The organism is Paenibacillus sp. FSL R7-0026, assembly GCF_038004485.1.
Taxonomy (GTDB): Bacteria; Bacillota; Bacilli; order Paenibacillales; family Paenibacillaceae; genus Paenibacillus; species Paenibacillus xylanexedens_A.
The window spans coordinates 5,168,738-5,195,094 of sequence record NZ_JBBORG010000001.1 but is presented as its reverse complement, the minus strand read 5'-3'; the positions used below and the strand labels follow the sequence as shown (position 1 = coordinate 5,195,094).

20 protein-coding genes are annotated in these 26,357 nt (G+C 48.4%); 16 read left to right on the top strand and 4 right to left on the bottom strand.

What is annotated here, in order from left to right; translation table 11 throughout:
* Positions 1-14: 14 nt before the first annotated feature.
* Both MKY44_RS22715 and MKY44_RS22710 read right to left on the bottom strand, forming a co-directional pair.
* Complete coding sequence (locus MKY44_RS22715; RefSeq protein WP_341008701.1) at positions 15-650, bottom strand: TetR/AcrR family transcriptional regulator; 636 nt, start codon at positions 648-650, stop codon at positions 15-17.
* Positions 651-1,648: 998 nt separating this feature from the next.
* Complete coding sequence (locus MKY44_RS22710) at positions 1,649-3,004, bottom strand: dipeptidase (RefSeq protein ID WP_036605860.1); 1,356 nt, start codon at positions 3,002-3,004, stop codon at positions 1,649-1,651.
* Positions 3,005-3,219: 215 nt separating this feature from the next.
* On the opposite strand from MKY44_RS22710, the gene MKY44_RS22705 reads away from it, so the two are divergent.
* The 7 genes from MKY44_RS22705 to MKY44_RS22675 all read left to right on the top strand — a co-directional run bounded on the left by MKY44_RS22705 (position 3,220) and on the right by MKY44_RS22675 (position 15,980).
* A complete protein-coding gene (locus MKY44_RS22705) occupies positions 3,220-5,625 on the top strand; it encodes an AraC family transcriptional regulator (RefSeq protein ID WP_341008700.1) in 2,406 nt (801 codons plus the stop codon).
* Between the two features lie 333 nt (positions 5,626-5,958).
* On the top strand, positions 5,959-6,888 hold the full coding sequence (locus MKY44_RS22700) for an ABC transporter permease (RefSeq protein ID WP_026081491.1): 930 nt from the start codon (positions 5,959-5,961) through the stop codon (positions 6,886-6,888).
* Positions 6,889-6,900: 12 nt separating this feature from the next.
* The gene (locus tag MKY44_RS22695; protein WP_017692544.1) at positions 6,901-7,788 is read left to right on the top strand and encodes a carbohydrate ABC transporter permease; all 888 of its coding nucleotides are present in this window, start codon (positions 6,901-6,903) and stop codon (positions 7,786-7,788) included.
* 18 nt (positions 7,789-7,806) lie between these two features.
* Entirely contained in the window at positions 7,807-9,312 is a 1,506-nt protein-coding gene (locus MKY44_RS22690) for an extracellular solute-binding protein (protein ID WP_341008698.1), read from the top strand.
* A gap of 240 nt (positions 9,313-9,552) precedes the next feature.
* Positions 9,553-12,906 carry a glycosyl hydrolase gene (locus MKY44_RS22685; protein ID WP_341008697.1) on the top strand — a complete coding sequence of 1,118 codons (3,354 nt, stop codon included), beginning with the start codon at positions 9,553-9,555 and terminating at the stop codon, positions 12,904-12,906.
* Positions 12,907-12,923: 17 nt separating this feature from the next.
* Positions 12,924-13,745 (top strand): polysaccharide deacetylase family protein, encoded by an 822-nt coding sequence (locus tag MKY44_RS22680; protein ID WP_341008695.1) that lies wholly within the window; start codon positions 12,924-12,926, stop codon positions 13,743-13,745.
* Positions 13,746-13,802: 57 nt separating this feature from the next.
* Positions 13,803-15,980 carry a glycoside hydrolase family 88/105 protein gene (locus MKY44_RS22675; protein ID WP_341008693.1) on the top strand — a complete coding sequence of 726 codons (2,178 nt, stop codon included), beginning with the start codon at positions 13,803-13,805 and terminating at the stop codon, positions 15,978-15,980.
* Between the two features lie 200 nt (positions 15,981-16,180).
* Here the strand turns inward: MKY44_RS22675 and MKY44_RS22670 are convergent, their stop codons facing one another.
* On the bottom strand, positions 16,181-17,056 hold the full coding sequence (locus tag MKY44_RS22670) for a DUF72 domain-containing protein (protein WP_341008692.1): 876 nt from the start codon (positions 17,054-17,056) through the stop codon (positions 16,181-16,183).
* Positions 17,057-17,288: 232 nt separating this feature from the next.
* On the opposite strand from MKY44_RS22670, the gene MKY44_RS22665 reads away from it, so the two are divergent.
* From MKY44_RS22665 to MKY44_RS22645, 5 genes are all read left to right on the top strand, one after another.
* Positions 17,289-18,032 carry a class I SAM-dependent methyltransferase gene (locus MKY44_RS22665; protein ID WP_341008690.1) on the top strand — a complete coding sequence of 248 codons (744 nt, stop codon included), beginning with the start codon at positions 17,289-17,291 and terminating at the stop codon, positions 18,030-18,032.
* Between the two features lie 27 nt (positions 18,033-18,059).
* Positions 18,060-19,043, top strand: a complete 984-nt coding sequence (locus MKY44_RS22660; RefSeq protein WP_341008688.1) for an MBL fold metallo-hydrolase — start codon at positions 18,060-18,062, stop codon at positions 19,041-19,043.
* 198 nt (positions 19,044-19,241) lie between these two features.
* Positions 19,242-19,658: a hypothetical protein gene (locus tag MKY44_RS22655; RefSeq protein WP_341008686.1), complete on the top strand. Its 417-nt coding sequence runs from the start codon at positions 19,242-19,244 to the stop codon at positions 19,656-19,658.
* Positions 19,655-20,698: an FAD:protein FMN transferase gene (locus tag MKY44_RS22650; RefSeq protein WP_341008685.1), complete on the top strand. Its 1,044-nt coding sequence runs from the start codon at positions 19,655-19,657 to the stop codon at positions 20,696-20,698. Before MKY44_RS22655 ends, MKY44_RS22650 begins: the two co-directional genes overlap by 4 nt.
* A 31-nt stretch (positions 20,699-20,729) precedes the next feature.
* Positions 20,730-21,383: a ferric reductase-like transmembrane domain-containing protein gene (locus MKY44_RS22645; protein WP_053061408.1), complete on the top strand. Its 654-nt coding sequence runs from the start codon at positions 20,730-20,732 to the stop codon at positions 21,381-21,383.
* Positions 21,384-21,543: 160 nt separating this feature from the next.
* Here the strand turns inward: MKY44_RS22645 and MKY44_RS22640 are convergent, their stop codons facing one another.
* Positions 21,544-22,110: a phosphatidylglycerophosphatase A family protein gene (locus MKY44_RS22640; RefSeq protein WP_017692570.1), complete on the bottom strand. Its 567-nt coding sequence runs from the start codon at positions 22,108-22,110 to the stop codon at positions 21,544-21,546.
* A 271-nt stretch (positions 22,111-22,381) separates the two neighbouring features.
* Here MKY44_RS22640 and MKY44_RS22635 point away from each other — a divergent pair, with 271 nt between their 5' ends.
* The 4 genes from MKY44_RS22635 (at position 22,382) to MKY44_RS22620 (ending at position 26,348) form a co-directional block, all read left to right on the top strand.
* The gene (locus MKY44_RS22635; protein WP_341008682.1) at positions 22,382-23,437 is read left to right on the top strand and encodes a GerMN domain-containing protein; all 1,056 of its coding nucleotides are present in this window, start codon (positions 22,382-22,384) and stop codon (positions 23,435-23,437) included.
* A 337-nt stretch (positions 23,438-23,774) separates the two neighbouring features.
* The gene (gene rph, locus MKY44_RS22630; RefSeq protein WP_341008680.1) at positions 23,775-24,530 is read left to right on the top strand and encodes a ribonuclease PH; all 756 of its coding nucleotides are present in this window, start codon (positions 23,775-23,777) and stop codon (positions 24,528-24,530) included.
* Between the two features lies 1 nt (position 24,531).
* Positions 24,532-25,155, top strand: coding sequence for an XTP/dITP diphosphatase (locus tag MKY44_RS22625; protein WP_017692573.1), 624 nt, complete (start codon positions 24,532-24,534; stop codon positions 25,153-25,155).
* Between the two features lie 350 nt (positions 25,156-25,505).
* On the top strand, positions 25,506-26,348 hold the full coding sequence (locus MKY44_RS22620) for an STM4015 family protein (RefSeq protein WP_341008679.1): 843 nt from the start codon (positions 25,506-25,508) through the stop codon (positions 26,346-26,348).
* Positions 26,349-26,357: the final 9 nt, after the last annotated feature.

Below are 26,357 nucleotides of genomic sequence, written 5' to 3'. Positions count from 1 at the left end.
AAAGCCGCGCATCCTTAAGTGGATGGCAGCTTATTCTCATACCTGTGCAGTGCCCTCAGGACACTGCCTTCGATCAGCTCACTGAGCATCTCAATAATATGTTTGGGAGGTTCTCGCATGTCGCCCCTCATCCATTGGATGATCAGCCCCGTGAAGGCCAAGGTATAGAAGTTGGCGACGAACTCTTTGTCCTCACTGCGGACCTGTATCCCACAGGCCAGCTCATCAATAACACCCATGATCAGATCATGGGTTACTTCATAGAGGTATGTGTCCAAGTGGGTGCGCCCGAGCGAGTCGAGTGTGTTGCAGCAGAACGTTTTGTTGTTCTCGATGTAACAAAAGATTTTATAGAATCCGTCCGTCCATGTGCTGTAGCTTCGGTACTCCGTAAGGCTCTCCACCGCTTCAGTCTGATAGATCCACCCAAGTAGCGCGTAAATATCCTGAAAATGATAATAAAAGGTTTGCCGGTTCACGCCGCAATGGTCAACCAGATGTTTGACCGTAATCTTGTTCAGTGGAGTATGCTCCATCAGTGATTTAAGCGAGTGAGCCAGCGCATGTTTGGTTAGGTGAGAAGCAGACACAACATTCACCTCATCATTTTGGATTAGCTTGCCGGGGCGCAACAGCACGTAAACACTCATGGCAAAAGCCCCGCGCCGAAGTCCTGAGTACTAAGCAAGTCAAAACGCAGGAATCCCGAAAGATCCTCCCATCTATAAATCCCCCTGTAGCTATCAACCATCTTCGTTACCCGATCCACATCATACTCCATAAGGGTGCATTCTAAATATCAATCGATTCAAACAAACAGCCGAAGAGCACCGCTTGAGTTATCTCTAGCAAAACCCTTAAAAGTTAGCCGTCGTCTAAAACCAGTCACAATAAAGTAGCCCAGTCAGGGTAAAAGCCGAAACCTAGTGAAGGATACCGATCAATCTAAAAAAACGGCCGATAAGCCGTCGCGTATGTTATCTCCCATACACTAAACCATTAAAACCGAGCCCCCGTCTATAAAATCAGTCATAGGAACAACGATAACGAAGTTATCGAGAAAAAAATCGAAAAAATGTTTAGAAGCCCATCGTTCTGTGAGCTATCACACTAACCCATCAAAGTCAGATCCATTTCTTTAAAGAAGCCATAAAAAAGCGAGCTGCAAACGCAATGGTGAATACAAAATTCAAAGATACGGCCTATAAGGTCACCATGTTGTTACCTCTAATACACTAATCCATTTAAAAGTAAGTCTCCATCGTCTCCATCATAAAAAGCAGCCATGAAAAAACCACAATTTCACCAAAGAAACAAGAAACAACTTTTCGAAAGAAACAAAAAAACAAAGAAATAAAATAAATCAAAAAAACGACCCGAAGGCCGTCCTTTTGTTCTCCCCATTACACTAACCATTCAATAGTTAGGCTCAATCTTAAAATCAGTCTGCGAGAAGCCGCAACGTAGTGAAGGGGACGAAATCGATTCTGAAGAAGCGGAGCGTTCGCCTTTATCGTCGGATTTTACCCTTTGAGAAGGGGAATCCAAAAAATCCGACGATAACAGCGATCTAAAGAACGATTCGGCACCGGAACGTCCACTTAGCACGCCCTCATGAACTGGTTTTAAACACGACGAGTCCGAACTATTACAAACTCTTCAAGAACTGAACAATCGTCAACAACCCTTTATCAAAGTTCTCCAGGTTGAAGTGCTCGTTTGGTGCATGCAGGTTCTCATCCGGCAAGCCGAAACCCATCATGACAGCAGGGATTTCGAGTACACGTGAGAGCTTCTCAACAATCGGAATGGAGCCGCCATCTTTGGTAAAGAGGGCACGAACGCCATACACGTGCTCATACGCATCTGCTGCTTTTTGCAGAATTGGATTGGAAGGATCGGTATTGAAAGCAAAAGCTTTTTCGATCTGTTTCACATGCAGCGTTGCACCCGGTTGAACGTGAGCACGCAGATGTGCTTCGATACGGTCCAATACATGTTGTGGATCTTGATCCGCCACGAGGCGGCAGGTGATTTTGGCATGAGCTTCCTTCGGAATAACCGTTTTGCTACCTTCGCCTTGGAAACCGCCCCATACACCGTTGAGTTCCAATGTTGGACGAGCGCCAACACGTTCCACGAACGAGTAACCTTCTTCGCCGTACAATTGCTCCAGTCCAAGGTCCTGACGAAGCTGTTCTTCATTGAAGCCTTGTTTTACAAATTCTTCTCTCATCTCAGGAGACAGTGGCAGTACGCCGTCATAGAAACCATCTACGCTTACACGACCTTGCTCATCATGCAACGAAGCGAGCAGGGATACGAGTGCGTGCAGTGCGTTAGGTACACCACCACCAAATGAACCGGAGTGCAAGTCGGTATTGGCTGTGTTCAGATCCACATGCATGGAACATAGGCCGCGCAGGCCAGTGGAGATCGCCGGTTTACCTTTTTCAAGCAAGGACGTATCCGAGATCAGTATCATGTCTGCACGCAGCTTGTCTGTATGTTCATTCAGATAGATGGGCAAGTTCGGGCTGGAGATTTCCTCTTCGCCTTCGATACAGAACTTGATGTTAACTGGCAGTTCTTTGTTTTCGGCGAGGATGGCTTCAACTGCCTTGATATGTAAGAAGATCTGTCCTTTGTCATCCGTTGCACCACGGGCATACAGCTTGCCATCACGAACGGTAGGTTCAAAAGGAGGCGTCTCCCACAGGTTAAGTGGATCAACAGGTTGTACATCATAGTGTCCATAGATCAGAGCCGTCGGTTTGCCGGGTGCATGCAGGTGATCTGCATAGACAATCGGATGTCCAGCCGTTTGAATGACCTCTACGTTTTCCATGCCTGCACGTGTGAGCGCATCTGCTGCCCATTGTGCCGCACGATTAATATCCTCTTTATGCTCTGAAATGGCAGAGATACTTGGAATGGACAACCATTCATTCAGTTCTGCCAGGTGTTTTTCTCTATTTTGTTCAAAATAAGTCTGTTCTTTCATTAAAAAGGCCTCCTTCATGTTTGCTATATCTCATTGTAATCCATTTTGTCATGTTAATAAAACATTGGTTAAAAAAATGATCGGTTACAGATCGTTTCATTCACCTGAGGATTGTGCGTATAATACAAGAAAAGGATTTCATCCATATATTCTCAGGGGAGTTGAGGAAGTTTCCATGACAGTCAGACTCGATGCAAGCAGGCAGGTGAGCAGCGATGGAACCGACTAGGAGCGATCGAATATTTGGCAGATTCAAGCGGTTATCCGATTTGAAGGCTGGAAGGCATAAAGGGCGATTTTATCGAAACAGCCTGATGCTGATTTTACTCATTGCCAGCATTCCCGGGCTAATCACAGGTATCGTCATGTATCAACAGGTGGTTGGCCGAATGGAGACCGAGTTCAATCAGATGCATCAGAACCAGATCGAGAACCGGGCACGCAATGTGGATGACCAGCTGGCTTATCTGGAGATGAACTTATCTCATTGGGCTTTTGAACCGAGGTTTGGCAATGCACTGCGAACACTGGATTTTGTGTATTATTTTAATGAAACGCAGGAGATTGTGACTACCTTATACGTATTACAAGGTTCCCATCCACTGATCAAGTCAGCACAGCTGTATTTGCAGGAACCGAAGCCAATCTTGTTTAATCGGGATTATACCGAATTGAACGATGAAGCGAAAGTACAAGCATATGATCGATACCTTTCCATGGGGAACCACGTGTACTGGACAGACTGGGTTTCCAGCATCAACAGAGATACCGAACCTTCGACTAACGATAGTCCGCTGCATACGGATGCAGGCAATGCACTTGTTCTAGTACATAAGATACCGGGGGAGAGCATTAATCCGTTTGGTGCACTGATCATCACGCTGGATAACGAGAAAGTTGCCAGTTTGTTGAAAACGCTTACTCCTTACGACGAAGGTTTAACGTTCCTCATGGATCAGGAAGGAAACACACTGGTTACCGGGAATCCGGGAACGGCGGGAGAGACTTCTGCTTTTGAGCAGCAGATAAAAGAAGAAGTAGCCCTGCATGCGGGCAGCCGCTCATTCCTGTTCCGATATGAGGATCAGACCTATTCTGTGTCATACGGCTCATTGAGTCGGATCGATTCAGACTGGACTTACGTCTCCGCAGCGCCTTTGACATCAGTCACTTCGCCAGTCAAGCTGGTGTCCAAAATCATCGTCATTGCGAGTATAGGTAGTCTCATCCTGGGATTATTGTTATCCTGGTTTGCTTCACGCCGCATCTATTCGCCTGTAGCACGGATGTTGCATCTGCTTACGCCTGGCAGAAACGAAACAACACCAACGGATGCCAAGCTGGACGAGTTTGAGCTGCTGGAGCAACAGTGGAACGAACTGACCTCCCGCAGTGTCACGGCACATCGCCAATTGCAGGAGCAGCTTCCCCATCTGCGCGACAGTTTTGTCTTACAACTTGTACAGGGGCATCTATATGCCTATAACGAGCAGGATCTACAGCAGCGGATGCGTAATCTTGGTTTTGAACTGGAGGGCCAGCAGTTTTTGCTTGTGCAGATGTATTTTACGGGATATGAGCAGCTGCAAGGCAGATTTGGAAGCAAGGACACGGGATTAGTCACCTTTGCAGCAGTGAATATTACACAGGAAGTGGCGAAAAATTATTTCAGACAGATCAGTGTCATGAACTTTCATGACCTGTCATCTGCCATGCTTGTTATCGCTCCCCAGGACGAACCTGTGAAATCACAAGCGCTGTTATGGGGACAGGAACTGGTGGAGGTCATTGGACGTACGCTCAAAATGAAGGTGACCTTGATGGTCAGTCGCCCAGCAGCTTCACTTCAGGAACTGCCCGGACGATTCGTCGAGATGGAACAGGCCGTGGCTTATCGCAGTGTGGAGGAAGGAAGTCAGATTCTCGATTTGGAGGATGAGGAATGTTTCCGCAGAAATGAAGCAGCTTCCTATCCACTTGGGCTGGAACGGGAGTTGTTACAGGCGGTCAGGCTGGGCAAACAAACCGAAGCGGAACGTGTGCTGGAACAATTCATGAGTGAGATTACGCGGACGGGCAGTACCGAATTTCAGGTGCAACAGATGATGCTTCAATTGCTCGGCAGCATTCAGCACATGATGCTGCAAACGGGAGTCACACCTTATAAGCTGTTTGGTGGTTGCAATATGTATGAGCGATTATCCGGAATTCGTGAACCTGTACAGATGAAGCAATGGATGATGAGTGAGGTATTCATACCTTATATACAAGAGGTTGAGGTACGATCGCAGGAACCGCTGAAACTGGTGGTGGAACGAACGATGTTGTACATCGATACACATTACCGCAGCGACATTTCGCTGGAGAATTGTGCTGACGAGGAGCAGATGACACCCTATGCACTGAGCAAGGCATTCAAACAGGTATCGGGCATCAACTTTATTGATTATCTGACACGGGTGAGAATGGATGCGGCGAAGCAATTGTTACGGGAGACAACGATGAAAATCAATGATGTTGCAGCGGCTGTGGGATATCAGCACAGTTATTTTAATCGGATCTTCAAGAAACAGGAGGGAGTTACGCCGAGTCAGTATCGCGATCAATGGTTCGGACAATAACCGTTTATATTTTTGTCATTTCAGACCGGCATTCAGCTTTAGTGGATGTCGGTTTTTTCTTTTTTTTACTGTGATACAAAGAAGGATAAACCCGCAAAAATGTGCAATTCTACCTGCTACGTTATGTGCAATTTCTTGTGGGAATGGCGTTATAGCGGGCTTTTCGGCCAATGTGCCGGAGCAATGCAAAAAATGAAGGTTGCCGGAAAAAGATCGGCTGTATAGTCTGAGTATCAGGTTAATTGATAACGCTTACATCGTTGAGAAAGGGGAGACATGATGAACGGGAAGACGGACTGGAATACCAACGGCACTGCAACTGCTCAAGCGGATATGGCAACAAGACCATTAAAACAGGAGTCCAATTGGAAAAGGCAGATCAAACGAAACAAATGGTTATATGTGCTTGTGCTTCCCGGCTTTTTGTACTTTGTCATCTTTAAATACTTGCCCATGTGGGGGATCATCATTGCCTTTCAGGATTACCAGCCTTTCCTGGGCATCCGGGAGAGTAACTGGGTAGGGCTAGAGAACTTTACGAACTTTTTCTCCAATCCGGACTTCTTCCGACTATTACGCAATACGCTGGTTCTTGCCCTGTATGATCTTATCTTCTTTTTCCCGGCACCGATCATTATCGCCTTGTTATTAAATGAAATTCGGGTCGCTTTCTTCAAAAGAACGATTCAAACGCTGGTCTATGTCCCCCATTTTGTATCCATGGTGATTATCGCCAGTATCACGTACGTGTTCCTGACCCCGCAAGGCGGGGTGTTATACGACCTGATCGCCTGGATTACAGGCAAGCCTATTGATGTACTCTCCAGTCCGGGTTCGTTCCGTCCGCTCATTATTGTTCAGATGATGTGGAAGGAGATGGGATGGGGCACGATCATTTTCCTTGCAGCCCTCGCAGGTGTAGATACGGAGCAGTATGAAGCTTCTATTGTAGACGGCGCAGGACGGTTACGGCGGATGTGGCATATCACGCTTCCCGCGATTCGCACGACTATTGTCATTTTGCTCATTCTCAGACTGGGGAACTTCCTCGATACCGGATTTGAGCAGATCTATCTGATGACCAACTCTCTCAACCGGGATGTCGCTGACGTTTTTGATACGTATGTGTACACGGTGGGGATCACGCAAGGTGCATTCAGTTACAGTACCGCTGTTGGACTATTCAAGTCTGTGGTGGGGATCATTCTGGTGCTCGGCAGTAATAAACTTGCGAAAAAATTCGGTCACCCCGGAATTTATTAAGGAGGAGCGCCCATGAACAGCCGTCTATACAACAGCCCTGCCGGCAAGGTATTTGATATCTTCAATTACGTCATGCTGGGGATTCTGGGCATATTAACCGTCCTTCCTTTCCTGTATATTATAGGGAATTCTTTCGCAACGGAAGCCGAGATCACCGAACGCAGTTTCTTCCTCATTCCGAAGGTGTTTTCCTTCAGCGCGTATGAGTATATCTTTTCTTCGTCCACAATCTTTCGCAGCATTGGCGTTTCTATTTTCATCACGGTGGCAGGTACACTGGTCAATCTGTTCTTCACATTAACGATGGCTTATCCACTATCCAGAAGTGACTTCTGGGGCCGTAATGTCATGATGAACATGGTGATTTTCTCGATGTTATTTGGCGGTGGCATGATCCCAACGTATCTCGTCATTCGTGGACTGGGACTGCTTGATTCCTACTGGGCCCTTATGCTTCCTGGCGCGATCAGCGCTTTTAACTTAATAGTTGTCAAAAACTTTTTTCAGCAAATGCCGCCCGGGCTGGAGGAAGCGGCCCGCATCGACGGCTGTTCGGATCTTGGCGTGCTGTGGCGAATTGTTCTGCCTTTATCGAAGCCGGTCATTGCCACGTTTGCCTTATTCTACGCCGTGGGACATTGGAACAACTTTTTCTCGGCACTCCTGTACATTTCCGATAGTGACAAATGGCCGCTACAAGTCATGCTGAGACAGATTGTATTGCTCTCGCAAGCCAGTGTCGGAGATATGGCAAACATGGATCCCAATTTTGTACAGCCACCAGAGCAGTCGATCAAAATGGCAGTGATCGTTGTAGGTACCATTCCGATTTTGCTGGTGTATCCGTTTTTGCAGAAGCATTTTGCCAAAGGTGTCATGTTAGGTTCAATCAAAGGCTAAAGCCAAGGGGGAGAACGTATGGGACAAAAAACGGGATTCAAAAAAGGTGCACTGTTACTCTCTGCGTCACTGGTATTGAGTACAATTCTGGGAGCATGCTCCACGGACAAAGCAGGTTCAGGAACTGCTGCTGGTGGAACAGATGAAATTACTATTATGCTTCCGAACTTTGAAGCGGAGAATCCGCCGGAGAACAGCCCGGTCATCCAGAAGCTTAAGGAATTGACCAAGGTGGATGTGAACTTGCAGTGGGTGCCGAGCAGCTCGTATGAAGACAAATTCAACATCACACTGGCTTCGGGAAAGCTGCCTCAGATTATGGTGGTGTTAGGGAAGTCCCCAAGTTTTATTAATGCGGCCCGATCCGGAGCATTCTGGGAGCTTGGTCCTTATCTGAAAGATTATCCGAATCTGAGCCAAATGAATGAAATCATCACTAACAATGCTTCAATCGATGGCAAAACCTATGGAATCTACCGGGCACGCGCCCTAGGACGTAATGGGGTCACAATCCGCAAAGATTGGCTGGAGAATCTGGGGCTGGAAGAGCCGAAGACGATTGATGAATTTTACAATGTATTGAAAGCGTTCACGAAAGATGATCCGGACGGTAACGGCAAGGATGATACGTATGGTCTGGTTGCCAGCAAGTTCACGGGTCCATGGGATAACATGCAGGTATGGTTCGGTGCACCCAACAAATGGGGAGATGATGGCAGCGGAGGTCTGATCCCGGCGCATGAGACACCAGAATACATGGAAGCCCTGAAATTTTTCCGTCAAATCTATAGCGAAGGTCTGGTGAACAAGGACTTTGCCGTGATGGATGCAACGAAACTGCCTGATCCATTTGTGAATGGGCAAGCTGGTGTTATGGTGGATGTAGCAGATAATGCGCAGCGCATGGATCAGAAAATACTCGATAAAGACCCTAATGCGACAGGACGTGTGGATGTGCTGCAAGCGATGGAAGGTCCAAAGGGATTGCGTGATATGCCAACGTCCGGCTACTCTGGCCTGATTGCGATCTCCAAAAGCAGTGTCAAAACGGAAGAAGACCTGAAGAAGGTACTGAGCTTCCTCGATCAGCTGAATGAACCGGAATTGCAGGCATTGTTGTACAACGGACTGGAAGGCAAGCAATACGAGAAAAAAGAAGACTACATCATACCGAGCACTGACAAGCTGGCGCTGCGCGACCTGCAGGGTTTAAATCAGATTTTGATGTTTGTGCCGGAAGACAGAACGCTTCGTGTACAACAGACACCTGTCCGTGAAAAGGTTGCACAGGTGCAGAAAGCCAACGAAGAGATTGTCATTGCCAATCCTGGCGAACCGCTGATCTCTGATGTTTACGCCCAGAAAGGACCACAGCTGGACAATATCATCAACGATGCACGGATCAAATATATCGTAGGCCAGATTGATGAGAAAGGGTTCGAAGATGCTGTTGCTCTGTGGAAGAACAACGGCGGAGACGATTATGTCAAAGAAGTTAATGAACTGTACGCTGCATTGAATTAAGTCGTATAAGCCAGAGCCCGGCAGCCGTGCTTTCAGCGTAACGGAAACAGCCGGGCTTTTCTTATCGCTGTAATAGCTTGATCCGTGAACCAAATTTCATCCAACTTTCTGGAAATTATGACTTCCTGAATATGGTTTTTGATGTATAATCAAAGCGAAACAAACCTATATGAACTTAAATGAACGTTATTGGTAAAGCTGGACACCACACACTTTTGGACACGCAGGGAGGAAGGCAACATGTGGAACGGGGATGCTTTTGAAAATCCCGAGGCGCAGTACCGGGTCCATCCCTTTTGGTTCTGGAACGGGGATATGGAAGAAGAACAGGTTAAGCGGCAAGTGGCTGAGATGGCGGCGCAAGGTGTAGGTGGATTCTTCATCTGTCCACGTCAGGGACTGCAAATTCCCTATCTGTCGGAAGCGTGGTTTGATAAGGTGCGGATTGCAGTGGAAGCGGCGGCTGCTCACGGCATGCAGGTATGGTTATATGACGAATATCCATATCCAAGCGGCATGGCTGGTGGGGAAGTGACCCTTGATTTCCCTGAAGCGAAGCAGCGTCAGCTGGTGCATCATCAGTTGGTGGTTCAGGGCGGAGAAGCTGTGGATCTGGAGTTGCCATGGGGACGAGTCTTGGTTGCCAAGGCGATTCCCAAAGATGAACAGGGCAAACGGTTGTGGCATGAATCCGTTGACTTGCGCAGCAAAATCGGCAATATCCAGACCGATCAGGTGTATCAGGAGACCGGACTCACATCGTATAACCGTAAGCGGTTCTTCACCTACCGAACAGCGTTCCGCTTGTTGTGGGATGTTCCCCCGGGTGATTGGGAGTTGATTATATTTCAGGAAAAAGAGATCGATGATTTCAAATATTACGGCAACTTTGTTGATCCTTGCCACAAGGAAGCGATGAGTCGTTTTATTGAACTGACACATGAGCGTTATAAGTCAGCAGTTGGAGATCAATTTGAAAGCGTGATCAAAGGTATGTTCTCGGATGAAATCGCACCGCTGGGCCGTATCCCCTGGTCACCACAACTTCCCCGTTATTTCAGTGAGCGTTGTGGTTATAGTCTGATCGATTCGCTACCGGCTCTGCTATATGGCGATGTTCCGGACGCGCATCGGATTCGGTATGACTATTACCAGTCACTCCATCTGCTTCTCAGGGAGTCCTATCACAAACAGGTGCATGACTGGTGTGAGGAAGCAGGAATCCAGTATGCGGCTGAAGTGCCTGGTGTACGGATGACCACCCAGTTGTTCAGCCATATGCCAGGCGGTGATTCGGCACATGAGAAAATCGGACGGTCCTTATCGTGGATTCTGGAACGATACGGCCAAAAGATGCGTGACAATCCCAAGATGGTCAGTTCACTTGCCCGGCAATTGGGCCGAAGCCGCAATCTGATTGAATGTTTTCACAGTGTAGGCTGGTCGATGACGCTACAGGATGCCAAGTGGATGATTGATCGTATGGCTGCCATGGGCACCAATTTTTATAACTTTCACGCCTTTTTCTATACGATTGGTGGGCTTACGAAGCATGATGCACCGCCATCTCAATTTTTACAGAATCCCTACTGGAAGCATTTCCGGCAGTTGGGGGATTACACCGGACGGTTGAGCTATCTCATGAGCACCGGAGCAGCAGATATTCGTATTGCCGTGCTTGACCCAACGACGACATTCTGGAGTCTGATGGGTAATCCGCTGCATGGATTTGAGTATAGCGGCGAGGACGAATCAGAACGTGTGCAACTGGAGCGTCTGACAAAGGACTGGATGAGGATCACGACACATCTTCTCGAAAACAGACGTGACTATGATCACCTTGACCCCGAATTGTTGGCGGAAGCTGACTTAACGGATGGCATCATTCAGATCGGCGTTGCCCGTTATGACGTACTGATTTTGCCACCGATGCTGAATCTAGAGGCCGTGGCCTGGGAACAGGTGAAGCGATTCGTTCAGCAGGGAGGAACTGTTATTTCTGTTGGGATGCCTCCGCATATTGCGATTCAGCCGGGAAGTCCGGAGGGAGATGAAGCTGCCCAGTTCTTTGGTGCAGGCGAGCAGGCGCAAGAGGTGTACTGGGGCCGTAACGTGACAACAGATCACGATAACCGTGAAACCATGTGGCATCAGGGTGAGGGGAATGCCTACTTTCTACCCGCAGGAACGGGGCAAGGAGATGACTTTTCGCTGGAGCTGATCTCTCTCCTGCTAGATCAGGTATTGCCGGAACCCATCTGCTGGATCATGGAGGAAGAAAGTGCATCCCTGTTGATGCACACCCGTCAATTGTCCGATGGAGAGCATATGGTTTTCTTGACCAATCAGGAGGGTCAGGACCTGAAGGGGCAATTGAAGCTGGTCGCCAGACAGCTGTGGGATGGAGAGGAGCTGGCAGAGAACGCTAGTCTGGTGGCAGAAAGACTTGATCTGGAGACAGGGCAGCTTCAGGCATTGCCGTATACGAGCAGTGGCGGGGAATGGTGCATTTCACTAACGCTGGCGCCTTATGAAGCGCATGCTGTACGCCTTACTTTACAAGCTGCGGGGGCAGAGGTGGTACCAACGAAGGTGGATGTAACAGACAAAACGGATTCGACGTTCGGAGCGGATGTTTCGGCAGGGGCCAATCTGGCCCATAAGATCATGGTCCCTTCAGAAGGGCCGTGGCGACTGGAAACGGTGCAGCCTAACATTTTGCGAATGGGACAATTCCATCTTCAGGCTTCCAATGCTAATGGTGTGATTCTGGAAAGCCAGCATGTAGCTGTAAAACCGTTTATTGATCAGGCGGCAGAATTATCGGAGCAGCAGCATCTGCCAGTCCAGTTTAATCAGGTGTTTGGCACACCGAAAAAAGCATCCGTTGCTTACCCAATCGAGTGCCGTTATACGACCACATTTGAGCTAAGAACGGCATTGCCTGCATGCTTGTTATTCATGGATAGAGCGGCGATCTCGGGCAGTTGGTCCTTGGAGATTAATGGGCAACCACTTGGAAAAGAACAGTTCGATCCAATCGATATAACCGACCACAATAATATCGCTTGTGATATTACGGAGCTGCTGCACAGCGGTCTCAACGAAATGACGGTGATTGTGCAGGTAACGAAAGATGAGAATGGCATCGTGGATCCCTTGTATCTACAGGGAAGATTCGGCGTGGAGTTCCATCATGAAGGCATGGCTTCGCTTGTACGGGAGTTGGACACGGCCCTTCGTATCGGACCTGAACCGCAGCCGCTGTATCCCCATTTTGCCGGGGAAATGAGTTATAAACGTACGTTCTGGCTGGATGAGCCAGGGGAAGATATGACCTCGTTTGAACTGGAATTTAGCGATTGGCGTGTGCAGGATGTAACGGAAGTGCGGGTGAACGGACATAGTCTGGGTGTGAGATGCTGGTCTCCGTATCGTTGGAAGGGAGAGGCCTCCTGGTTGCGTCCGGGAGACAACGACATTGAAGTGCGGATTACCAACACATTGATTGGCCTGCTGGAAGGTACGTATTTTGATTCGGAACATCATCGATTACAGGATGCCGGTCATGTACCTGTTGAAGAATTGGGATAAAGGAGTGGAAGTAAGGGATGGGACATCGTATTCAGTTTGACCGCTATCCAGGCGGCCTGATGAAAGCGTTAACGCTCAGTTATGACGATGGAGTGGTGCATGATCGCAGACTAGTGGAGATATGTAATCGGTATGGTCTACGGGGAACCTTTAATCTGAACTCCGGTACCCTGGGTAATCCAGGCCGCATTGAGGCTGGGGAAGTCGCTGAACTGTATACGGGGCATGAAGTAGCCGTTCACACGGTTACTCACCCTACGCTGCCTTATGTTCCGAATGAACTATTGACCGAAGAGATTATGGAAGACCGAAAAGCATTGGAGCAGCTCGTCGGTTATCCGGTACGAGGCATGGCTTATCCCAACGGAGGGTATGACCGTGCGTTAAGTACAAAGCTGGAGTGGCTTGGCATTGATTATGCCCGTACCGTTGAATCACATGGCAGATACACGTTGCCAGACCGTCCCCTTGAATGGCACCCGACCTGTCATCATAACCATGATCTGGCGGGGCATGCCAAACGTTTTATCCAACATTCCAAAACAGGTACGCCACTATTGCTCTACGTCTGGGGTCACAGCTATGAGTTCAATGACAACGACAATTGGGAGATCATCGAACAGTTCGGTGAGCAGATTGGCGGCAGGGACGATATCTGGTATGCCACGAACATCGAAGTGATTGCCTATTGGAAAGCGGTGCAACGATTGGAGTGTTCAGCAGATCGCTCCATCATCCATAATCCGTCTGCCATCCCGGTTTGGTTCACAGCGGATCAGCAGGTTGTTGAAGTGCAGGGCGGAGAGACATTGCGGCTAAGCGAACGAATCAAGGTATAAGGAAGGGAGCTGACGATCATTCGTTATTTTCATGAGAACGAGGCGATTGCAGGCAAGGTGTACGATTCAATTCCGGATATATTGACTACGGTGGCTCAGCGTTATATTGGTGATCATCCGAAACATTCATTTTTGTTCAGAGCTTATCATCAGGGAGGTTTTCGTAGGCTTGGCGATTATCGTTACGACCTGAATCTGAATGAAAAATGCGTAGAGGCGCGTGCAGGGCAATACGTGTATGTATGGGGCAAGTTATGGAGCGAGCAAAATACAACGTTAAATACGGGTCTGAACTGTTATAGTCCGGTGACGATCTATGTGAATGGTGAAGAGGTGTTTAAGTCCGAGTTGTTGCAGGAGTTATTTCCCGAGCGAAGAACCCAGATTCCGATTTCCGTTCACTATGGCTGGAATGATGTGTTGCTGTGTTTTGTCAAAACAGAAGTAGGATTCGGCGGTATCTACGGAACAGCTTCATTCAAAAATTTCCCGCTCCACTTCCTCACTCCTGGGGCAGATCGTCAGGGACATGAGGGCTGGTTATATTCCGAACCCGTCGATGAACCTTTAGTATCTCTTCCTCGTGACGGCATGACGGAAGAAGAGACGGGCCTTTCCTGGTATCCGCGCAGGGGCTGGACAGAAGAGGAGCAGAGTATGGGTTCTTTTGCCCGCATCTTTGGAACAGAACAATTAGCTGTTGCTTACGCCTGGTCCAAACTGGATGTAACCTTGCCAGGATCAACGCCAGTTATTTTACAAGGCCGTCATGCTGGTGCTTTGACTCTGTATGTGGATGGTACGGAAGTATACTCTGCTGGAAGCAGCGGTAATTTCCGCGTTGAACTTCCTCGCCGTTACGGTTCATCTGATCTGGTCGCGAAAGGTGAAATTCAGGAAGTCGGCGGCTCATGGGGATTCACTTTGGAAGATGCCGAGCGTTCGGGTTCCACAGGCTGGAGATTGAAATCTCCTCATCCGGTTGCGGGATGCTCTGACCCCTGGCTGTACACAGGTGTGTTTGCTCCTGGTGCTGAACCATCCCACGACGATATCGTGCGAACCGATACCGTATTTGATGATGGCGCAAAAGGTGTGTATTGGCGTGTAGATCTTCCCGACACCCATGTTCGTCCTTACCTGGAAAATACACATTACGGAAAGTGGAATTATCCGCTCGGCGTTACCCTGCTTGGACTACTCCAGACGGGACAGGAATTGGGACGGGATGATTACATTCAGTACGTGCGGCAACATATTGAACTGAGTACTTCATTTGACCGCTATGGTCTTTGGGATCGGGAAGGGTATGGTGCAGCAGGAATCAATAATCAACTGTCTGCCATCGACAGCCTGGATGATTGCGGTTCGTTTGGGTCTACGCTGCTTGCTGCGATGGAGTTTGGCGATATTCGTGGGGGAAGAGATACCGCGGATCGGATTGCGGGCTACATTACGGATGAGCAGGAGCGTCTGGAGGATGGTGCCTTTTACCGGGTTCGCGGCAGTGGAGAGATGCGTCAGGAGACGATGTGGTGTGATGACTTGTACATGAGTACACCTTTTCTGATGCGTTATGGTCAGCTGACAGGAGATAGGGCGTATTGGCACGATGCGGTCAATCAGTTCCTGATGTTCCGTAAGTATCTCTACCTTCCCGAACAACAGATCATGTCCCATGTGTATGATTTCGTGCGTGGTCGGGCGACAGGTATTCCGTGGGGACGGGGTAACGGCTGGGTGCTATTCTCCTTAACCGAACTGTTGTCCATTCTGCCGCATGATCATGTGAAACGGCCGGAACTGTTATGTTTCTATCGTGATTTAAGTCAAGGTTATCTGGCGCTGCAAGGGGAAAATGGACTTTGGCATCAGGTGCTAAACCGCCCGGATTCGTATGAAGAGACCTCCTGTACATCGATGTTCATCTACGCCTATGCCCGTGGAATTCGGGAAGGGTGGCTAGAACAACCGGAGCCTTATCTGGAGGCCGTACGCAAAGGATGGGAAGGCATGACGCGTTTGTCGATTGACTATAAAGGTAATATATACGGGGTATGTCGCGGTTCCGGGTACTCGTTTACCGCCTTGTATTATCGCGATGATCTGGGGTGGAATCTGAACGATACCCATGGAATCGGCATTGTGCTCTTGGCTGGCATTGAAGCGCATAAAATGAATCAGCAGCTCCGTGAGGCGCATATCGATTCTTCGGTTACAGCCGCGCAGCGCTGATGTTTGACGCAACGCAACGCAACGGAACGGATGTATGTGGATAGCCTTCTATAGGTAGATTACCAGCTAAAGAAAGCGGCAATGCCCTCAGGCTTGCCGCTTTTAGTTTTATTCCAATCCCGAATCTGATCTGCATAAAGCAATATATAAATACACTTACCTTCACCCAATAATATGAATAACTCCGTTTTTAGCACGCATTAAAATAGCTCCAGCTGCTCCGGTCCTTCTTCCTTCTCCGGTTCAGTACGGTCAGGAAAAGGCTTCACTGGCAGGTCCAGCAGGTCCATCATCATCTGGGCATTCGCCGCTGCATCGCCACCGGAGTTGTTATTAAAAATAACATAGACATCCTTGCTCTGCTCCTGCAATTGCTCCAGATATCCTTTCCACTCCAACAATTCTTCCTTGTTGTAACGGTACAGGTAACGGGTCTCGCGCCAATTAGGCGCACCATTCTGATGCCAGCCGGACACATTGCGTCCGTGCATACGCACCAGCGTCATCTCGGAATCCGTCGCCTGTGGCACGATGGGGATAGAACCTGAACCCGCCTGAGGTTCGTCACAGACACTGTGAATCCAGCCTTGCTCTTTCATGAACGAAAGCGTCCGCTCGCGCATGTCACCTTCATACCAGCTACGATGACGGAATTCCAGAGCACACGGAATGCCCTCCATTCGAAGTTTTACTTCACGAAGTTCTTTCACGTTGTCCTTATTGCACTCAAACCAAGGAGGATATTGAAACAAGGCTGCCTGCATCTTGCCAGCTTCAATGACCGGTTCCAGTGATTCCCGAAAAGCCTTATACATCTCCGACGTGCTGGTGAAGTAGGGCTTGCCCCGCAGATGTCCGGTCATTCCCTGATAGGCTTTGATGATAAAAGCAAAGGATTCGGGCGTCTCGGCAGCCCATCGTGCCATTCGATCCCGCGGCTGAACGGCGTAGAAGGAACTATCCACCTCCACGGTGGAGAAGTATTGTCCGTATAGACTGAGCTTGTCTTTGGCTTTGGTGCGGTTTGGGTAGAGATCTTCCTGATCCCCCCATCCGGTAAGTCCGATGTGAATCATAAGAACACCTCCTGTTGCTTTTTGAACAACCTCTTATAATTAACCGATTTGCTGGCGTATGTCTAACATTATATCGTGTGCATTTTGGCTCTTCAATGTTGGAAACTTACTGGAATTTTTTGAGTTTGCAGAATAAAGACGTTACAATACATTAAAGCTAGTGGAAATGATCAGGCTTGTACAACAGCGACTATAGATAGAGAGCCAGTGACCACGTGGAGGGCGAGAATGGATGACGGAATGGTATGAAAAGAGTTTTGGAGAAGATTATCTTCTCGTATACAAGCACCGGGATGTGCAGGGTGCCCATCAGGAAGTACATAAAATGATTAATTGGTTGAAGCTTGAGCCCAATGCTGAAGTATTGGATCTATGCTGCGGTATGGGACGGCACTCCATGGCACTTGCTGACGCAGGATTGCGAGTGACCGGAGTTGATCTTTCCGATGTGCTTCTACATGAAGCGCGCCTAATGGACACCGAACACCGAGTATCTTGGTGTCACGCAGACATGCGTGAACTGCCGTTGAAAGGTGGCTTCGATGCTGTAGTTAATCTGTTCACATCGTTTGGTTATTTCCTGGAGGACGGAGAACAACTGAAAGTATTACGTGCCATTCATCGTATGCTTCGCCCGGGTGGCAGCTTTATAATTGATTTTATGAATACGGCTTATGTGACTCGTCATCTGGTACCGCACTCGGTTCGAGAGGATGAAGGGCAGCGAATTGAGGAGTTCCGCAAGATTGAGGAAGGATTTGTGCAAAAGGAAATTCGCATTACGGATACCACATCCGGACATGAACCGCGGGTATATCAGGAGCGTGTGAAGTTGTACACACGGGATCAACTGAGTCAGATGTTAAGTGCCGCCGGACTCCGGGTAGATCAGGTACATGGCGGCTATGATGAAGAGAAATATGACGAGCAGACTTCTCCACGCATGATTTTTGTGGGTCGCCGTCCTGTGGAGTGAACAGAGACAGTCTGGAAGGGGGATAACATGAAGCGCATAGAAGAGATGTCTATGACAGAGGGCATACATCGGGTCAAGATCAGCATGTCGTTTCCCTTACGATGGGTGAACAGTTATGTGTTATCAGAACCGGATGGGAATATAACCATTATAGATCCGGGACCGCGTAATTCGGAAACGGAACAGGAGTGGAGTGAAGCGCTGGCAGATCTCGGCCTGACCTTTAGTGATATTCGTCAAATTGTACTGACCCACCATCACCCCGATCATCTTGGGTTGTCGGGTTGGATGCAACAGATGACGGGGGCACCCGTTCGAATGTCCACACGCTCCCGCCAAGAGGCCGATTATATGTGGGGATCTGATTCACACATTAATACAATATTACCTGATTATTATGGTCGTCATGGTATGCCCGAAGACAAGACTGAGCAGATACATGAACATATGAAGGCATTCATTTCGCAGATCACGCCACTTCCAAATGTGACACCCGTTGAAGATGGCGAGTGGCTCGATATGGGCGGGAAACGTTGGGTTGCTGTGGAGACGGGGGGACATGCCCCAGGCCATTTATCCTTTTATGCGCCGGAGTCCATGGAGATTCTGTGCGGAGATGCAGTTTTGCCACAGATTTCACCGAATATCAGTCTGCAACCCGGCAGTGACCTTCAGCCATTATTGTCTTATATGGAAGGATTGCAACGTCTTGGGGAGCTGAATGTCAAGCAGGCGTATCCGGGGCATCGGAATCCTTTTGCCCAGTTCACCGAACGGACAGTTCAATTGCTGGCTCATCACGAGGAACGTCTTCAGAAGATGACGGAGCGAATTCAGGAGTCATCGGCGAAAGCTTATGACATCTGTGTGCACATGTTTGGCAATCGGCTTGGTACCCACCAACTGCGTTTTGCCATGAGTGAGACGTTGGCCCATTTGCAGGAGTTACTTCGACGCGAAGTAGTGAAGCAAGAGCAGCAACCGGATGGCACGTTCTATTTTCAAATCTAAACGGAATGATGATATCGATATGAAATGATAATACGATTTTATATAGAGGCTCTGGACAGGTAAATCACCTGTTCTGGGCCTTTTTAGCCTCTCTTAACGGTTCATTCATCTATTTTTAAGCCAGCGCGCCTATGATACATCTATGAACTTCGCTAGGGAGTGTCTTGAGACACACCCTAAAGAAAGCAGGGAAGAGCGATGACCAGAAGAAAACGGAATCAATGGAGAAAATGGCAAGCTTCAGCGGCAGCAACGTTGACTGTGGCTGCACTCTTTCAATATGTAAGAACTTCGGATGCCTTTGATGTGGCCTATGCAGCAGCAAATGGCACAGATACAAGCGTTACTGCTTCAAGCCAAGTGGATACGCATGATGATGTGATGGATGAATGGATCAACAGTACAACGGACAGCAACAACTGGAACACGCAGGACAATGACAATAATGATAGTCAATATAATGGAACATCTGATAGCACACAAGCAGCTCAGCCAGATCAGAGCACGAGTAACAAGGGGAATTATTCAGATTCTCAGCGTATCGGACAAAATAACCAGGGTACAGACTCCGGATACAGCAGTGGCAACTATCAGTCACGTACAGGTGCGTCATGAGCCGCACGGAGCAAGTCACTCGTCCGCTCCGGTTTCAATTCCGTGCGATGAACACGGATGTTGAAGTGCAACTGTCCGCTGGACGGGAAGAAGCTGAACATGCAGCAACCTTGGTGAAGGATTGGTTTGAGACGCAGGAGCAGCGCTTCAGCCGATTTGTGGCAGACAGTGAACTGAATCGTCTGAATGGTTCGACCGGATGGATGCCGATCTCTGCTGCGATGGATGAGGTTTTGAGTCTGGCTTACGGATATATTGGTCTAACCGAAGGGATTTTTCAACCGGGCATCTCGCAGGCTCTTCAGGCTTCGGGATACGATCTAAGCTTCGAGAAGGTGCAACAACGACAATCGCAACGTCCATTGCTTGAACGCATATTGCGAACGAAAACACCTGATTGTTCAGGATTGATGGAAGATCGATATGACCACAGCCGTCCGAGTTGGATTCAGCGGGAAGGCAGCCGGATGGTTCATCTGGACCCCGGAGCTGAGCTGGACCTGGGAGGCATTGTTAAGGGCTGGGCAGTGGAGCGCATCGCAGACTGGTTACAGCGAACATTGCATATTCCGGCGGGGTTGATTAACGCGGGTGGAGATATTCAAGTATGGGGCACACCAGACCACCCACAGTGGACCTTGCAAGTAGCTGATCCTTTGCAGGATCAGGGGAATGTGTCAGGTGCGGTCCGTGTACAGCGAGGAGCTGTTGCCACTTCGGGTATTTCCCGCAGACAATGGCAGAATGCAGATGGCAGCCTTGCACATCACCTCATTGACCCCCGTACGATGGAACCGGCGGATACGGATGTGCTACAGTGTACCGTTCTCGGACAGCATGCGTCACAATGCGAGATTATTGCCAAGACGGTCTGCATTCTGGGAAGTGCCGAAGCGGTGGGCTGGTTAAACCGACATTATGATCGGCATGACGTCCTGTGGATGACACGGGATGGGAGTACTTACTTTAGAGGGAATACGGATACGCTCGCTGAGCACTGGCCCGGTTTTGATCCGGATCATCGCTTCAGTCTGATATAGGACAAGTCTAACAGATATGGGGGAGCCGGTTATGGCACAATGGATTGTAGATTACCTGCCGACGTGGAATATCATTCGAATTAGTGGAATTGCTGCTTATGTGCTGCTCTTTGCCGGTGTGTTTCTGGGTATTGCTCAAGGGATGCCTATGGCCAAAGGTAAACCGAAAGCAGCCATGTTCAAATGGCATACACGAACGACTTGGCTTGCCTTCGGACTTGGACTCGTGCATGCGTTAACGTTATATATTGATCACTACAGCCCGTTTACCTGGGGAGAACTTCTGATTCCTTTTACCGCCTCCGTGCATCCGATCGGCAGTGGTCTGGGAACGTTAGCCTTCTACGGATTAGTGATCGTCCTGTTATCCAGTGACCTGCGGAACAAGCTGGGCCGTAAATGGTGGTTCATGTTCCACATGCTGTCCTATCCGGTGTTCATTGGTCTGCTGGTTCACGGCATGGTTACCGGAACGGATTCTGGCAATATCATCATGCGGATGATATATGTATTTACCGGACTCAGCATTCTCGGTATCACGGTATTGCGTGGCATGTTGCGAGAGCGTAAAGGCCCGGAAATCACGATTGGACCGAAACGTGCAACATCTGGTTCACCTTCCGAGCAGAATTGGGTTGAAGGTTTTGGTTTGGTGGGAACGGTACGACCTAAACATCTGAAATAATAACATGTGAATTATCAAAAAGTATCGTTACACATGCAAAAGAAGCGGCCATCAGGCCGCTTTTTCCATGAACAGTTATTTTATTGAACAGTTATTTCACGAAGCATCCATACACATGTCCAATGTTCCACATGGCTTCAGATATGAAACGAGTTACGCATTATACAGCGTCATCACTAACAGGTTTTTCTCCCAGTGCTTCTTCAAGCTCGGACTGTTTGCGATGGGCGATCCGACTGCTCGCTGCTGATGCAATCGCACCGACAATATCATCAAAAAACGTGTGGACAGGGCCCAGGCTCTTGTCATTCAGTCGTTCAAGCACCCCTGGTTTCAGCTTGTCCACATAACCATAATTCGTAAATCCAATACTGCCATATACATTGACGATGGAGAATGCCAAAATCTCATCCACGCCATACAGTCCTTCATCGTTCTCAATCATCTCCTGCAAAGGAGATATGAGCTGCCCCTGTTCTGCCAGAATATCAAGCTGAATCCCGGTCAGAACAGCGTTCTGTACCTCGCGTTTACGGAGAACCATCTCCACATTTTCGATACATTCTTCCATCGTAAGACCTGGATAATATTTTTGCTGCAATAACATGACCAGTTCTGCGATCTCAGGGATCGTGACGCCCCGCTTATGCAGCCATTCCCTTGTTGCCTCCGCGACCTTGCGGCTATTCAGGCTGTAAGGGATTTTTTCTTGCTCAGGGTGTTCCATGGGCGATTCCTCCTCTGAAGTTAGCAATGTCCCTACTCTTGCTTCCTAATACGTATTAACCTCTATTACGTTTCTTTAAGATAATAAAATTATAAGTTTCAGTGAAGTTGAGCAATTCGATTACCACATGGAAAATTTCAGCTAAACACGGTCTGTCTTTCGTGAAAGTTCGTTGATAGACATTTTTCTTATTATCTTTTAGTTATTTTTTGGACAAAGGCTCGTATACATGGTAGTACAAACTGTAAAAATGATGAGGGGGAACGTGATCATGAGAAAGATCCATTCTTTGCGTACGGTATCGGCAGCAGCGCTGCTGAGTATTCCTATGGTATTGTCAGGCTGCGGCATGTTCGGAGCACAGTCTTCCGAAGCTGTTGATCCACCACCGCCCATTCAGGAAGCAGCCATGATTCAGGCAGCCGAAGGAAATGGTGCACTCGCAACGCTCCCATTAACGACGGTATATCTGCAAGACCAGCAGGGGCTGCTCGCTCCGGTATCCCTGACACTTCCTTCTGGAACAGACGCAAGCAGTCCAAAGACAGCACTGGATACACTTGTCACAGGTGGGGCCTACGGGGGTATGCTGCCTGAAGGATTCCAGGGCGTTCTCCCGCAGGGAACGGTTGTGCAGAATGTAACGATTCACGCGGATGACAAGCTGGCGGTCGTGGAGTTTTCGGGTAATTTTGCCAAGTATGATGCGAAGGAAGAACGGAAAATGCTAGAAGCTGTCACGTGGACATTGACGGGAACACCTGATGTGGAGAATGTGCAGATCTGGGTGGATGGCAAAAAGTTAACACAAATGCCTGTGAACAGCACGCCGTTGCCTGAACCGCTGAATCGGGCTGTGGGAATCAATCTGGATCTGGGTGATACGTTTGTGACCAACAGCAGCCCGGTAACGGTCTATTTCTCCGCTGCTTCGCCAGCGGGCATCCAATATTATGTTCCAGTGACACGTCTGGTTACACCTGGTGAAGATCGGGTGCAGGCAGCATTGAACGAACTGATCAAAGGACCTGACAAAGGTGGAGAACTGGAAGAGGTTATGACAGGCGGAACGGAGCTACAATCGGTCAAAACGGCAGAGGATGGCACGGTCACAGTTGCCTTGAAAGATGATATGTTTGCCGAAGGGGATATCGTGCCAAGCGAGCTGTTACAGTCTGTCGTATTAACCACTGCGGAGAACACAGCCAGCAAGGATGCCAAAGTGCAGATCGAATGGAACGGCCAAAAAACGGTCATGGGTGACGACAACAGGGATTACAGTGCGCCGGTTTCCAAGCCTGAATATATCAACGAAATTCCGATTTAATGAACGAAGAATGCTTAAGGATGCTTTTAACCGAACTCTTTGGTAAAATATAAGGGATTCGTAAAATACGTGTTCAAAAAGATCGGTTTTCAGGACCGAGAAGATGGGATGAAGCTAGAAATGGAGTAGCGGAGCGTAGGCAAACTACGTGAGCAACTACAATGTTTCCGAAGGAAACATACTTCGTAAGCTTATGCTTATTAGGCTGAATTCCATATTCGATGCTGATGATGCCTTAAGGCATTTTTCGTAATCAAAAGCGAGCTTTTTGAACAATCTCTAAAAGTGTGAACAAGCTCAACATTACAGGATGCTTAAGTCGTAGGAGGCAGAAAATATGAGATCAAACGGACGAACCAGCGAACAGCTGCGCCCGCTGAATTTAACAGTGAACACGAATAAATACGCCGAGGGCTCTGTACTGATTGAAGTTGGAGATACAAAAGTAATCTGTACAGCGACAGTAGAGGAACGTGTTCCTCCCTTTATGAAAGGGCAGGGTAAAGGCTGGGTAACAGCTGAATATTCCATGTTGCCACGTGCAACACATACTCGGAACCAACGTGAAGCCAATCGCGGCAAATTAACTGGACGCACCATGGAAATTCAGCGTCTGATTGGTCGGGCACTGCGCTCGGTAGTTAATCTGCAGGCTCTTGGTGAGCGTACGATTACCTTGGACTGTGATGTTATTCAAGCTGACGGAGGCACACGCACAACGTCCATTACCGGTGCGTTTGTAGCGCTGGCGCTTGCCGTGAACAAGATCTCCCAACAGCACAAACTGCAAGTGTTCCCGATTACGGATTTCATTGCCGCAGTAAGTGTGGGTGTTGTGGGTGAACAGCCTGTACTGGATCTGAACTATGATGAAGATTCCAAAGCCAAGGTGGATATGAACCTGGTGATGACAGGTGGCGGTAAATACGTCGAGCTTCAGGGAACAGGTGAGGAAGCACCATTTGATCGCCGTGAGCTGAACGCCATGTTGGAACTGGGCGAACAGGGAATTCTGGAAATGATCGAGCGTCAAAAAGAAGTGCTCGGACTGATTGCGCTCAAGATCGGCGCGCGTGGATTAGGGGAAGCCTAAGATGAGTTTGGACAGCCCAATCCTCATTGTTGCTACCCGCAATGCGGGTAAAGTCCGTGAATTCGCTCATGCTTTCGCACCGCTTGGCAAAGAGGTTAAGAGCATGTTTGACTATCCGGAACTGCCGGATGTGGTGGAAGACGGCGTAACGTTCGCGGAGAATGCCTGGAAGAAAGCCAAGGCGGTTGGTGATGCGCTTGGTTTGCCTGTTCTGGCAGACGATTCAGGACTTTGCGTAGATCTGTTGGACGGGGAGCCGGGAGTATATTCAGCGAGATATGCAGGCGAAGGAGCAACGGATGCACAGAATAATGCGAAGTTGCTGGAGACGCTGGAATCGTTGAAATCCGGTGAAGACACCGAGCAGCCGCTACTAAGTCCGGCTCGTTTCGTCTGTGCGCTGGTACTGTATGATCCGACAACTGGTGATAAGTATGAATCGGAAGGCACTGCGGAAGGCTGGATCACTGCTCAAGCTGCAGGTGCTGGAGGTTTTGGATATGATCCACTCTTCTATGTACCTGAATACGAGATGACGATGGCAGAGCTGACGCTTGAGCAAAAGCAGGCGATTAGCCACCGTGGTCATGCGCTGAGAGCGCTTGTATCCAGACTTGAAGGCTAAGACTATACGAAACATCTTGATTTAACTTCATGATATGTGAACATCAAAGCGTTAATGGAAGGACAGAAGCATTCCGATGGGATGGTTCATCCGCCATTAACGCTTTTTCTATGAAATGAAGTGTTTGATCGGATTTGGTGAAGGTCCATCCATATACCTAATTGAAGATAGCTATTTCTGCGACTACACATCAGAACATATGTTCTTGTACCTACATGAGAAATGGTTTACATTGCACGATTGGGAATCTCATTGGGACTGGAGTTGGAAGAAGTTGCAAGCCTTGTGTGGTATGGGTTAACATTCAAACTAACGAATCACATATGAACCTTAAACGGAGGGATCTACTCATGCAAGAAGTGAAGCTTGTTGTATCTTACGATGATTATGAGGACGGCATTCGTATGGAAAAATTAATTAAGGAACTGGCGGCTAAACCGGAGGCCAGCTCATTGGAAAGTCTGGTCATCGGAGATTGGGGACAGGCGTATGAAAATTCACCTGATGAGTTCATGGGAACGCTCGTCGAGTCGGCTCCAAGCTTTCCGTCATTGAAGAAACTGTTCATTGGAGATATGGGATTCGAAGAATGTGAAGTATCGTGGATTATCCAGACAAATCTCACACCGCTGTTAGGTGCCTTTCCAGAATTAAAATCATTCTCTGTCATGGGCAGTAGTGGCCTCAGTCTGGAACCACTCCAACATGCCAAGCTTGAAGAATTGATTATTATATGTGGTGGTCTCCCGAAAGAAGTGTTATCTTCAATCACCCATGCCAAGTTGCCTGAATTGCGTAAACTGGAACTGTACCTGGGTGTGGATAATTATGGTTTCAATGGATCACTTGAAGATGTACTCCCTTTGCTAGAAAAAGGATTATTTCCAAAGCTGGTTTACTTGGGTCTGAAAGACAGTGAAATTCAGGATGAGATTGCCAAAGCAGCAGCAGAAGCACCTATTCTGGATCAACTTGAAGTACTGGATCTATCGCAAGGAACGTTGTCCGATGAAGGGGCTGAGGCGTTGCTTGCCAGTGACAAAATCAAGAAACTGAAACATCTAGATCTAAGTTACCATTACATGACCAATGAAATGATCAGTCGCTGGAACCAATCGGGTATATCTGTAGATGTTAGCGACCAGCAACAAAGTGATGAGGATGACTGGCGCTATCCATCGTTAACGGAATAGTCGATGTCA

Coding starts and splice junctions, on each gene's coding strand:
- MKY44_RS22715 (WP_341008701.1), bottom strand. CDS start 650: ATGAGTGTTTACGTGCTGTTGCGCCCCGGCAAGCTAATCCAAAATGAT.
- MKY44_RS22710 (WP_036605860.1), bottom strand. CDS start 3,004: ATGAAAGAACAGACTTATTTTGAACAAAATAGAGAAAAACACCTGGCA.
- MKY44_RS22705 (WP_341008700.1), top strand. CDS start 3,220: ATGGAACCGACTAGGAGCGATCGAATATTTGGCAGATTCAAGCGGTTA.
- MKY44_RS22700 (WP_026081491.1), top strand. CDS start 5,959: ATGGCAACAAGACCATTAAAACAGGAGTCCAATTGGAAAAGGCAGATC.
- MKY44_RS22695 (WP_017692544.1), top strand. CDS start 6,901: ATGAACAGCCGTCTATACAACAGCCCTGCCGGCAAGGTATTTGATATC.
- MKY44_RS22690 (WP_341008698.1), top strand. CDS start 7,807: ATGGGACAAAAAACGGGATTCAAAAAAGGTGCACTGTTACTCTCTGCG.
- MKY44_RS22685 (WP_341008697.1), top strand. CDS start 9,553: ATGTGGAACGGGGATGCTTTTGAAAATCCCGAGGCGCAGTACCGGGTC.
- MKY44_RS22680 (WP_341008695.1), top strand. CDS start 12,924: ATGGGACATCGTATTCAGTTTGACCGCTATCCAGGCGGCCTGATGAAA.
- MKY44_RS22670 (WP_341008692.1), bottom strand. CDS start 17,056: ATGATTCACATCGGACTTACCGGATGGGGGGATCAGGAAGATCTCTAC.
- MKY44_RS22665 (WP_341008690.1), top strand. CDS start 17,289: ATGACGGAATGGTATGAAAAGAGTTTTGGAGAAGATTATCTTCTCGTA.
- MKY44_RS22660 (WP_341008688.1), top strand. CDS start 18,060: ATGAAGCGCATAGAAGAGATGTCTATGACAGAGGGCATACATCGGGTC.
- MKY44_RS22655 (WP_341008686.1), top strand. CDS start 19,242: ATGACCAGAAGAAAACGGAATCAATGGAGAAAATGGCAAGCTTCAGCG.
- MKY44_RS22650 (WP_341008685.1), top strand. CDS start 19,655: ATGAGCCGCACGGAGCAAGTCACTCGTCCGCTCCGGTTTCAATTCCGT.
- MKY44_RS22645 (WP_053061408.1), top strand. CDS start 20,730: ATGGCACAATGGATTGTAGATTACCTGCCGACGTGGAATATCATTCGA.
- MKY44_RS22640 (WP_017692570.1), bottom strand. CDS start 22,110: ATGGAACACCCTGAGCAAGAAAAAATCCCTTACAGCCTGAATAGCCGC.
- MKY44_RS22635 (WP_341008682.1), top strand. CDS start 22,382: ATGAGAAAGATCCATTCTTTGCGTACGGTATCGGCAGCAGCGCTGCTG.
- rph (WP_341008680.1), top strand. CDS start 23,775: ATGAGATCAAACGGACGAACCAGCGAACAGCTGCGCCCGCTGAATTTA.
- MKY44_RS22625 (WP_017692573.1), top strand. CDS start 24,532: ATGAGTTTGGACAGCCCAATCCTCATTGTTGCTACCCGCAATGCGGGT.
- MKY44_RS22620 (WP_341008679.1), top strand. CDS start 25,506: ATGCAAGAAGTGAAGCTTGTTGTATCTTACGATGATTATGAGGACGGC.